8 protein-coding genes are annotated in these 11,911 nt (G+C 38.6%); 5 read left to right on the forward strand and 3 right to left on the reverse strand.

What is annotated here, in order from left to right:
• Positions 1 to 9 precede the first annotated feature (9 nt).
• A complete protein-coding gene (gene icd, locus AW165_RS01915) occupies positions 10 to 1,266 on the reverse strand; it encodes an NADP-dependent isocitrate dehydrogenase (RefSeq protein ID WP_005067916.1) in 1,257 nt (418 codons plus the stop codon).
• A 196-nt stretch (positions 1,267 to 1,462) separates the two neighbouring features.
• Between icd and AW165_RS01920 the strand changes: the two genes are divergently transcribed.
• Positions 1,463 to 2,251, forward strand: a complete 789-nt coding sequence (locus AW165_RS01920) for an rRNA large subunit pseudouridine synthase E (protein ID WP_005067912.1) — start codon at positions 1,463 to 1,465, stop codon at positions 2,249 to 2,251.
• Between the two features lie 117 nt (positions 2,252 to 2,368).
• On the opposite strand, the gene AW165_RS01925 is transcribed toward AW165_RS01920, so the two are convergent.
• Together AW165_RS01925 and AW165_RS01930 are read right to left on the reverse strand one after the other, a co-directional pair.
• Entirely contained in the window at positions 2,369 to 4,606 is a 2,238-nt protein-coding gene (locus AW165_RS01925) for an NADP-dependent isocitrate dehydrogenase (RefSeq protein WP_002118624.1), read from the reverse strand.
• A gap of 401 nt (positions 4,607 to 5,007) precedes the next feature.
• On the reverse strand, positions 5,008 to 6,711 hold the full coding sequence (locus AW165_RS01930) for a M61 family metallopeptidase (RefSeq protein WP_060464826.1): 1,704 nt from the start codon (positions 6,709 to 6,711) through the stop codon (positions 5,008 to 5,010).
• A gap of 171 nt (positions 6,712 to 6,882) precedes the next feature.
• Between AW165_RS01930 and AW165_RS01935 the strand changes: the two genes are divergently transcribed.
• The 4 genes from AW165_RS01935 to AW165_RS01950 all read left to right on the forward strand — a co-directional run bounded on the left by AW165_RS01935 (position 6,883) and on the right by AW165_RS01950 (position 11,765).
• Positions 6,883 to 8,202 carry a D-alanyl-D-alanine carboxypeptidase PBP6B gene (locus tag AW165_RS01935; RefSeq protein WP_060464827.1) on the forward strand — a complete coding sequence of 440 codons (1,320 nt, stop codon included), beginning with the start codon at positions 6,883 to 6,885 and terminating at the stop codon, positions 8,200 to 8,202.
• Positions 8,203 to 8,299: 97 nt separating this feature from the next.
• A complete protein-coding gene (locus AW165_RS01940) occupies positions 8,300 to 9,586 on the forward strand; it encodes an NAD(P)/FAD-dependent oxidoreductase (protein WP_005067905.1) in 1,287 nt (428 codons plus the stop codon).
• Positions 9,587 to 9,721: 135 nt separating this feature from the next.
• Positions 9,722 to 10,204, forward strand: coding sequence for an FKBP-type peptidyl-prolyl cis-trans isomerase (locus AW165_RS01945; RefSeq protein WP_002118581.1), 483 nt, complete (start codon positions 9,722 to 9,724; stop codon positions 10,202 to 10,204).
• A 118-nt stretch (positions 10,205 to 10,322) separates the two neighbouring features.
• Complete coding sequence (locus tag AW165_RS01950; RefSeq protein WP_060464828.1) at positions 10,323 to 11,765, forward strand: cryptochrome/photolyase family protein; 1,443 nt, start codon at positions 10,323 to 10,325, stop codon at positions 11,763 to 11,765.
• Positions 11,766 to 11,911: the final 146 nt, after the last annotated feature.

The following is an 11,911-nucleotide window of genomic DNA, read 5'->3' on the forward strand; positions in this document are numbered from 1 at the left end:
AATAGAAGATTACTCTCCCATATGTTTGATAATAGCATCACCAAATTCAGAACAACGTAACAAGGTTGCACCCGGCATTAGGCGCTCAAAATCGTAAGTTACGGTTTTGGCTGCAATCGCCCCAGAAATTCCTTTAATGATCAGATCAGCAGCCTCTGTCCATCCCATATCACGCAGCATCATTTCCGCAGAAAGAATAATAGAACCAGGGTTTACTTTATCCTGACCTGCATATTTAGGAGCAGTACCATGAGTTGCTTCATACACTGCAATTGCACCGCCAATATTTGCACCCGGTGCAATACCAATACCTCCGACTTCTGCTGCCAAAGCATCAGAAATATAGTCCCCGTTTAAATTTAGCGTAGCAATAACAGAGTAATCGGCTGGGCGCATGAGAATCTGCTGTAAAAACGCGTCTGCAATGACATCTTTGATAATGATGTCTTTACCAGTCCTAGGGTTTTTAATTTTAACCCATGGGCCACCATCAATTAGCTCTCCACCGAAACGATCCAGAGCCAACTCATAGCCCCATTCTTTAAATGCACCTTCAGTGTATTTCATGATATTACCCTTGTGAACCAGCGTCACAGAAGGCTTATCATTTTCGATTGCAAATTGAATGGCTTTACGAACTAAACGCTGTGTTCCTTCTTTTGAAACTGGTTTAATTCCAATCCCACATCCTTCAGGGAAACGGATTTTTGTGACACCCATTTCTTCTTGAAGGAACTTAATGACTTTTTTTGCCTCTTCAGAATCAGCTTTCCATTCAATCCCTGCATAGATATCTTCCGAGTTTTCACGAAAAATCACCATATCGGTTAATTCGGGGTGTTGAACGGGTGATGGAACGCCTTCAAACCAACGCACTGGACGTACGCAAACATATAGATCTAATTCTTGGCGTAAGGCAACGTTGAGTGAACGAATGCCTCCACCAACTGGTGTGGTTAAAGGACCTTTGATTGATACAACGAACTCGCGAAGTGCTTCAAAAGTTTCTTCTGGCATATAGTTGCCATAAATTTTATTGGCTTTTTCGCCGCAATACACTTCCATCCATTCGATCGAACGTTTGCCACCGTATGCTTTTAAAATAGCAGCGTCTACGACTGCTTTCATGGTTGGTGTAATATCCACACCAATACCATCACCCTCAATGAAAGGAATAATTGGATGATTTGGTACGTTCAATGATAGGTCTGCATTTACTTTGATTTTGTCGCCGTCGGCAGGAACCACGATCTTCTGATAGCCCATTGTGTAGATTCTCCCTTTTATAATACTTAATTAACTAAAAATAATTATCGATAAACAATACTTTCAACTTTTATTAACGCATAATAGCTTAATCGAATTTAATTCTTTTTGAGATTTATGTGGGAAATAAGCAAATTTCGCACTTAAATATAGCTCAATGTTTTCTCTAGTTATTTGAAAGAAGAAGCCATTTTTTATGAAAATTGTGATTCTCAACAAGCCTTATGACGTTCTCTCCCAGTTTCGTAAAGACGAAGCGCACATGACCGTCTCTGACTTTGTTGATGACCCGACTTTGCGCTTGGCAGGCCGTCTCGATATGGACTCTGAGGGTTTAGTTTTTTTAACCGATCATGGTGGTCTGAATCAGTTCATTACCAACCCTGCAAATAAAAAATACAAAACGTATTTAGTTCAAGTTGATGGCGATGTAACCGAAGAAGCGCTTGAGCAACTTCGTAAAGGTGTAGAGCTAAATGATGGTATGACGCTTCCTGCCAAAGCCATTAAAGTCAGTGAACCTGAATGGTTATGGGAACGTAATCCGCCAGTACGTTACCGTGCAAATATTCCAACATCTTGGATTGAAATTTCAATTTGCGAAGGCCGTAACCGTCAAGTTCGTCGTATGACTTCTGCGGTAGGTTTTCCAACTTTACGTTTAATTCGTACTAAAATTGGCTCAATCGACTTAGTTCAACTTGGTTTAAGACCGGGTGATGTAAAAGAAATTGAACCATTACTCTACCCTGACTTTAAAGATGTACCAGCTGAACAGCCTTATCGCTCGCGTTCATACGTGAAAAAGCCAGGCGGTACGGGTGGCAAACCAATGGTTCGCAAGAACAAAGATGGTTCTGCTAAAAAGTCTGGGACAAAACGTATTTGGCAAATGGATGAAAGCGAGAAACCACGGCGTAAGACTAATGGTACAACTCGTCCAAATACCAAAGCACCACGTGGTCGTGGCCGCAACGGTCGATAAGATTTAATCTTTTAAAAGCTCACATCAGTGAGCTTTTTTAATGTCTTTTTATTTTAGGCAATAAAAAAACCGGTGCATATGCACCGGCTCTTAAGCTATTTACTAACGAGTTAGTAATTAAGCTTCAACTGTTGCAAGAGCTGCATTAAATGTAGCACTTGGACGCATTACAGCATTTACTTTAGTTGGGTCAATTGCGTAGTAACCACCGATGTCCGCTGGTTTACCTTGTACTTGAGCAAGTTCAGCAACAATCTTCTCTTCATTTTCAGCTAAAGCTTTAGCAAGAGGAGCAAATTTAGCTTTCAACTCAGCATCTTCGTTCTGAGCAGCAAGTGCTTCAGCCCAGTAAAGTGACAAGTAGAAGTGGCTGCCACGGTTATCGATCTCACCAGTACGACGTGATGGAGACTTGTCATTGTCAAGCAATTTACCAGTCGCTTCATCAAGTGTCTTCGCAAGTAACTTAGCACGAGCATTATTTTCTTTAATGCCCATTTCTTCTAAAGATACTGCAAGCGCAAGGAACTCACCAAGTGAATCCCAACGTAAGTGGTTTTCTTCAACAAGTTGTTGTACGTGTTTAGGGGCTGAACCACCCGCACCAGTTTCGTACATACCACCGCCCGCCATAAGCGGAACGATAGACAACATTTTTGCAGAAGTACCAAGTTCCATAATTGGGAACAAGTCAGTTAAGTAGTCACGTAAGATGTTACCAGTCACAGAAATCGTGTCTAGGCCACGTACTACGCGCTCAAGTGTGTAACGCATTGCACGTACTTGAGACATGATTTGGATATCAAGACCAGTCGTATCATGATCTTTTAAGTACTTTTGTACTTTCTTAATCAATTCGTTTTCGTGTGGACGGTACGGGTCAAGCCAGAAGATTGCAGGCATACCTGAGTTACGTGCACGAGTTACTGCAAGTTTAACCCAGTCACGAATCGGAGCATCTTTAACCTGACACATACGCCAGATATCACCCTCTTCAACATTTTGAGTCAATAACACTTCACCAGTGTCAAGATCGGTAATGTTTGCAATACCAGCTTCTGAAATCTCAAAAGTCTTGTCGTGAGAACCGTATTCTTCAGCTTTTTGAGCCATCAAACCAACGTTTGGTACTGTACCCATAGTCTTCGGATCGAAGTTACCATGCCATTTACAGAAATTGATCATTTCTTGGTAAATACGAGCAAATGTTGATTCTGGCATTACTGCTTTAGCATCGTATTGCTTACCATCAGCACCCCACATTTTACCACCAGCACGGATCATTGCTGGCATAGAAGCATCAACGATGATGTCGTTTGGTGAATGGAAGTTAGTGATGCCTTTTGCCGAGTCAACCATTGCAAGTGCAGGACGGTGTTCTTGACAAGCATGTAAGTCTTCAATGATTTCTTCACGTAATGAAGTAGGAAGAGTTTCGATTTTCTCGTACAACCCAGCCATACCGTTATTAACGTTAATGCCTAATTCGTCAAATAACTTACCGTGTTTTTCGAAAGCTTCTTTGTAATAGATTTTCACACAGTGACCGAAAACGATCGGGTGTGAAACTTTCATCATTGTCGCTTTTACGTGTAAAGAGAATAAAATTCCCGCTTCTTTACAATCATCAAGTTCTTTTTCATAGAAATCACAAAGTGCTTTCTTGCTCATGAACATTGAATCAATGATTTCACCTTCTTGAAGCGCAACTTTTGGCTTAAGAACAATGCTCTTACCACTATTCGTGATAAGTTCCATTTTTACATTACGTGCGCGATCAAGTGTCATTGATTTTTCACCATGGTAGAAGTCACCTTCTTCCATATGTGAAACGTGAGTTTGTGACCACTGTTTCCACTCGCTCATTGAATGAGGGTGTTTTTTCGCATAGTTTTTAACTGCTGCTGGAGCACGGCGGTCAGAGTTACCTTCACGAAGGACAGGGTTTACTGCTGAACCAAGGCACTTACCATAACGAGCTTTGATTGATTTTTCTTCTTCAGTCGTTGGATTTTCCGGATAATCAGGAATTGCGTAACCTTTTGATTGAAGCTCTTTAATACATGCAGTTAATTGCGCAACAGACGCACTAATGTTCGGGAGTTTGATAATGTTTGTATCTGGATCTTGTGTAAGACGACCTAGCTCTGCAAGGTTGTCGGATACCTTTTGCTCTTCACTTAGGTAATCAGCGAATTCTGCGAGCACACGTGCAGCTACAGAGATGTCACTTTTAATAATCTCGATGCCAGCTGGCTTGGTAAAGGTCTCAATGATCGGCAGTAGCGAATAGGTCGCCAATAATGGCGCCTCATCAGTCAGTGTGTAAATAATAGTTGACTTTTCACCAGCCATATATAGCCCCTTCCGTTTGATTGAGTGTTGAGGACCGAGCTTGTGGCCCAGTGCCTACGAACCGATATGCTTAAATAAAACCCTGAGAGTATCGGCTCTCATTGTCTTCCAGTCAACGAAATATCCAGTGATAACGACATTTCGCAGCGAAATAATACATAATTTAAATCTATTGATGATATTCCTATACCCAACTTTAAGTAATACATAATTCATCATTACTTTTTTAGGGACTGAATACGATTAAATTACATGAGATATCTTTCAGAGTTCTGACAATTATTATACTTTTCATTCAAAACAAACTCAAAGATAAAACGAATCTCATCGTTTAGTAGCACTTAAAAATAAAAAAACCGATGTACAAAACATCGGTTTTTTATAAACTATTTAACTGTTATTTAAGCTTTTAACCATTTTTCAGTTTTAGCCTGATCTTCAATAATAAGTTCAACTTCAGTTAAATCAGATGTAGCACACTCAACTTCAAAAGATAGTAACTCATCGCGACGGAAAGCAAACACGGTATAAGTACCGCCCTGCTTTGCATACTTCTCAACAAGTTTAGTGGTCGCTTTTAAACCATCAATTGCAATAATTACATCATTGGCAGAAATACCTGCTTTAGCTGCTGCGCTATCACGGCGAGCACTTTGCACGAGTACACCTTCTGGCTTATCAACAAGTTTCAAACCAAGTGGCAAAGATTTGTCAGTTTTAACTCTATAACTTAAGCCAAACTCAGGGAACAGTTGATCAAGTGGCAATTCATCAGTGGTATTAATCAAATGATTAATTTGTTCAATCCAGCTATCACCCGTCAGTTCTTTACATAAATCAAAAATGGTTCTTTCATTTACTTGCATACCATTTTGAGTATTTTCATATAACCGACGCATTAAAGCATCAAGACTAGAACCACGCAGGCGTAAACCTAAATCTAGACATAATGCAACTAACGAACCTTTATTGTAGTAACTGGTGCCCGCATTATTCGAGTTTTCATCTTGACGATAAAATTTAATCCATGCGTCAAAACTTGATTCAGCAACTGTTTGAACAAAACGGCCCGGGTTTTGCAAATAACGGTCAATTTGTGCTTTGAGTAAATCAAGATAAGACTTCTGAGAAATTACGCCACTACGTAATAAAATCAGGTCATCGTAATATGAAGTAAAGCCTTCAAATATCCAAAGTAAAGAAGTATAGCCTTCTTGATGCAAATTATAGTTTGCAAAGTTTTCTGGGCGGATAAACTTGACTAACCATGAATGAAAATATTCATGACTACATAAGCCTAAAAAGCGTTGATAATCTTTAGAAGGTTCAGTTGGTTCATTCGACTTTGGCAAATCATCACGCGGTGTAATCAAGCTTGTGCTATTGCAATGCTCTAATCCACCATAACTATTACCTGTTGCCATGGTCATAAAGGTATAGTTTTTAAATGGTGCTGAACCGAACATATTTATTTCAGCTGCACAAATCTTTTCAATATCGGCTTTTAGACGATCAATATTGGTATTGTGCGAACCAGAAATTACGAACTCATGTTCAATGCCGTTCGTCTCAAAACTAAAGCGTGTTTGATCAGCCAATTCAAATGGACTATCGATCAGTTGATCGTAGTGATCTGCTTTTAAAGTAAATCGACCTTTAACTAAGCTTTTTGAAGCTAAGCCTGTTGCTAACTGAAAATGCTTTAATTCATCCGGCAAGAAAACTTCGACTTCACAAGCAGACTGCTCCTGCCCCTCTAACGCTAAACATACACACGCAGGATTAATATATAGACGAGTCTGATCTACATAAGCACCACGGACAGACAAATCATATGCATATACATCATATTCAATCGTCATTAATTCATGATCTGTATTAAATAAACGCCAGCGATTCTTGCTCGTTTTTTTAATGTCCAGCAGACGTCCAGCTTCATCATAAGCTTTAAGGGATTCAATATGTTTTGAGAACTCTCGAATTAGATAACTACCCGGAATCCACGTTGGTAGCCAAAGTTCCTGATTCGGGTTGGCTAAAAAACGAATTGTCACGTGAACAAGGTGCTGTTTGTAATCATCGAACTCAATTTGATAATGCAACATAAATTCTTCAATTTAAAAATAAGAACGGCTTCACATTAGATTATCACTTTTTTGTATCGTCTTGCGTAGATGTATTTTTTGGCAACAATTCCCACTAGCCTTCCACGAAAAAAAGGCATAGCATGCTGTGCATCTGTGTCCCGTATTTGCCAGTGAAAGTTAAGGTCATCCGTGAAATTTTTTCTATCTCTTTTTACCCTATTTAGTATTTTTTGTACTACCCTAACCAATGCTGCATTACTCAATATTGCACCTGAAAGTGTTGAAGCTGCTGCATGGACTATTGTAGATACTCAATCGGGTCAAATCATTGCTGAGCATAATAGCCATGTTCAACGTGCACCAGCATCTTTAACCAAAATGATGGTTGCATACATTGCCCTAAAAGAGATTAAAGCTGGAAAACTGAAAAAAGAAGAAATCATTACTGCAACTCCAGTGGTTAGTGTTGTGCAGTGGGATGAATCACAAATGTATCTTAAAGCTGGTGAACAAATTTCAGTTGATCAGTTATTGGCAGGTCTAATCGTGATGTCTGCTAATGATGCAGCCGTGACTTTAGCTGAAAAAATCTCTGGTGATGTTCCGCGCTTCGTACAACGCATGAATCAGGAAGCTCAAGCTTTGGGTATGAAAGATACTCATTTTAGTAATCCTGCCGGAATTACGATGCCTGACCATTTCACTACAGCACACGACCTTAGCTTATTGAGTCAGGCATTAATTAAACAAACCCCTGAATATTTACATTATTCAAAAATGCCAAGCTTTAGCTATAACCAACGCTTCCATCATGCGACAAACCTTGCTTTAAAATATGACCCATCTGTTGACGGTCTAAAAACTGGATATACCAAAGCAGCGGGTTATAACTTGGCACTTACAGCTTCACGTCCTTCTTTTTCATCTGACTTAACTCAAAGACGTTTATTAGTCATTGTTTTAGGTACGCCGAGTGCTGTAAAACGCGCTGAGATTGCAGATAAATTAATGAATCTTGCGTATGCCTATACACGTGATGAAGTGATTATTCCTGAGCAGAAATTAATTGCTGAACTACCTGTTGTAAAGTCGACTTTAAAAATGTTTAAGGTTGAAACAAAGCAACCAACAATTGTAACGACATCTTTATATGCAGACCCAGCACCAATTGACCTAAATACTTTTGATAATGTGACTCAACGCGTTCAAGTACTCGATAGTACTCAACAACTTAAGGTGATTGCTCCACTTGAAACGACTCAAACCCATGTAAACATTGAGCTCAATGAAAAACAACTAACTGCGCCATTAATGAAAGTTGTAAGTTTGGCAACAGTATCGATTTATCAAAATAATCAACTTATCCGTAGTCTTCAAATCGAAGATAACGTACATATTGAAGAAGCCAACATTTTCCAAAAAATCGCAATGTGGTTTTCTAGCCTCTTCTCTATTTTTTCATCAAGTGAACATAGTGCTGCAAAACTCTACCCAGTAGATTCGCACTAAAAACATCAAATTGTGCACAGACGCACAATAATTTTTATAAATAAAAGATGGCATAATTTAGCCATCTTTTTTTATAGAAAAATAATTAGGTGAAAAAATGACCCAAAATTTACATCATATTGTAATTGTTGGTGGTGGTGCTGGCGGCTTAGAACTGGCAACACAACTCGGTGAAACTTTTGGGAAAAATCGTAAAGCAAAGATTACATTGGTTGACCAAAATCTTACCCATATTTGGAAACCATTGCTTCATGAAATTGCTGCTGGCTCTTTAAATCCGCACGAAGAACAAACTAACTATTTTGCGCACTCAGAAAAACATCATTACGAATTTGTACTTGGAACATTAGTTGGGGTTAATAAAGATAAAAAATTAATTGAACTAATGCCCCCTCAAGTGTCTAAGGATCAACAGAATCATTCGCAAGAGCTAAGTTATGACACACTTATTTTAGCGCTTGGTTCAGTATCAAATGACTTTAATACCACGGGAGTGCGTGAAAACTGCCATTTCCTTGATAGCAGAAAGCAAGCCGATATTTTCCAGCAAGATTTATTACATCTTTATATTGAAGCTCAGAATCAACCTAATCAGCGAACTTTAAATATTGGAATTGTTGGTGCGGGAGCAACAGGTGTGGAACTGGCAGCTGAGTTAATTGAGACAACTAAAAACTTTTATCGATATGGTTTAAAGAAGATTCATCCAAACCAAGTCAAAATTACACTAATTGAAGCTTCTGAGCGTATTTTACCTGCTCTAAGCGATAAAACTGCTGAACACAGTGCTGGGCAACTCAAAAAAATGGGTGTTGAAATTTTAACTCAACACCGCGTTGAAAAAATTGATGAGCATTGCATCTACTTTAGCAATGGCAACCAACTTAAAAGTGATATTACCGTTTGGGCCGCAGGCGTAAAAGCACCAAAGGTATTAGAAAGTTTTACCGATTTTAAACGCGATAACATTAACCGCCTAATGGTCTATGCAACGTTGCAGACCTATTCTGATCCAAATGTATTTGCGTTTGGTGACTGTGCTCATTGCCAACTTGATGCAAGACATCCTCCACTTGGCCCACGTGCCCAAGTTGCAAGCCAACAGGCCAGCTTTTTAGTCGATGCTATGGCTGCTCGACTAAATGGCCGATCACAGCCGATGTTTACATTTAACGACAAAGGTTCTCTCGTGTCTTTAAGTCGTCATAAAGCCGTTGGAGAATTACTTGGAGATGTCAGCGTACAAGGCTATATTGCGAAAACAATGTATGTGTCTTTATATCGTTTACATCAAGCAACGATTCACGGATATACTCAGGCTGGACTACTCACAATGAAAGATTTACTTACAAGACGTGTACGTCCAAAAATTAAGCTGTATTAAGTTGAATTTTTTAAGTTCGTCCCTATTTATATAAAAACGCATCAGAAAAAGTGCCAAAGATTAAGATTTTGTAGTCTACAAAATTTATTTTTCACTTTATGATGTACGCTTCAATTGATTGAATGGATCAAAAACATGACTGCTATTGCAAATAACCACGTGGTTTCATTCCACTACAAATTAACAAACGCTGAGGGTGAAACACTTGATCAATCTCAAGGTGAACCACTTGCCTATTTGCACGGTGCAGGCAATATCATTCCTGGTTTAGAAAATGCATTAACAGGTAAAACTGTTGGTGAAAAATTCACTGTTAACGTTCCAGCTGCTGAAGGTTATGGCGAATACAACCCAGACCTAGTACAAGAAGTTCCAGCTCAAATGTTCCAAGGTGTTGAGAACATTCAACCTGGTATGCAATTCCAAGCTCAAACAGATGACGGCGTACAGATCGTTACTGTTAAAGCGGTTGAAGGCGACAACGTTGTTGTTGATGCTAACTTCCCACTTGCTGGTCAAGATTTAACTTTTGAAGTTGAAATCGTAGAAATCCGTGATGCTTCTCAAGAAGAATTAGATCACGGTCACGTACACGGTGCTGGTGGTCATCACCACTAATTCATCTTTAAAGATGATAAGAGCAAAGCTTCGGCTTTGCTTTTTTTATGTATTTATTTTTATATAATATTTTGATAATAATTCTTTAACTCACCTCACTCTATAAGGACCAATTTTCATGTCAAACGTAAATCAGCTAATTTGGTTTCGTCAAGATTTGAGAGTTCGAGACCATGCTGCTTTATGGCATGCCTCTCAACAAGGGCCTTGTATTGGGTTAATTATTTTATCGCCTGAACAATGGCAAACACACCACGATGCACCTATAAAAATTAATTTCTATTTACGTCAGCTTCAACAGCTCAAAAAAGAATTAGAACAGCTTAACATTCCACTTATTATCCAAGTCATTCCTTACTGGAAAGATATCGCTGATTATATTGGTGAACTTAGCATTCAACTTAATATTGAAAATGTCTATTCAAATATAGAGTTCGGCGTTAATGAATTAAAAAGAGATAAAACTGTACAAGATTTTTTAAATCAACAAGGTAAAGAGCTCTTTTTATTCCATGACCGTACGATTTTTCCTTTATGCTCTATTCGCAATCAGTCACAGCAGCCCTACCAGGTTTTCGGTGCATTCAAAAAAGCATGTTATTCAAAATTGGATATCAGTGGTTTACCTCAATGCTATCCAATTCCTGAAAAGCAAAGTAGCTATCCAGCGTCTTTTTCAAAAATAAACAGCTTAACTCTAGAAGATATTGAAGCTTTTTTTGATCCTTCTGTTTCTAAAGAGCAACAAGGCTTATGGCCAGCTGGAGAAAATTTTGCTCTAGAGCAGCTCGACATATTTATTAAAGATCATTTATCTGATTATAAATTAGAACGTGACTTTCCCAATGTAAGAGGAACTAGCCAACTTTCTCCCTATTTAAACATTGGAATTTTGTCTATCCGCCAGTGCCTGCAAGCTCTTTTTAGGGCTGAACATCGCAACTTTCATTTGACAAATGAAGGCCAGCAGACTTGGTTAGATGAACTGCTTTGGCGAGAATTTTATCAGCATATTTTATTTGATTTCCCCCATGTTTCTAAACATATTCCATTTAAAAAAAACACTCAGAAAATTAAGTGGAGTCACAATCCAGAGCACCTAACCGCATGGCAAACGGGCCAGACAGGTATACCAATTATTGATGCTGGAATGCGTCAACTTTTAAAAACTGGCTGGATGCATAATCGTGTACGCATGATTACAGCCATGTTTTTATGTAAAAACTTGCTCATCGATTGGCGAGTAGGTGAACAATGGTTTATGGAGCATTTAATCGATGGGGATTTAGCAGCAAATAATGGGGGTTGGCAATGGTGTGCTTCTACTGGAACTGATGCTGTACCTTACTTTAGAATTTTTAACCCTATTGCTCAATCAAAGAAATTTGATCCAAATGGAGATTATATTCGTCAATGGGTAGATGAATTAGCCCATCTAGACAATAAAACCATTCATGAGCCCTACTCGACCAAAACAAATACTCAGTTAAATTATCCAAAACCAATAGTTGATTTAAAAGTAACCCGCCTTAAAGCAATTGAAACTTTCAAGAGTATTTAGATAAGAGTTACGTCTTATCTGTTTATTTTTAATTAAAAAATAAGAACAATATTTGACTAAATAGTGACTTTGATCTACAAATAAACATAATAGTTACTTAAAAAGGCCATAAACAACAATAACTTCGCAATGTCTCACATTTAGTA

The organism is Acinetobacter sp. LMB-5, from assembly GCF_001541635.1.
GTDB lineage: Bacteria > Pseudomonadota > Gammaproteobacteria > Pseudomonadales > Moraxellaceae > Acinetobacter > Acinetobacter pittii.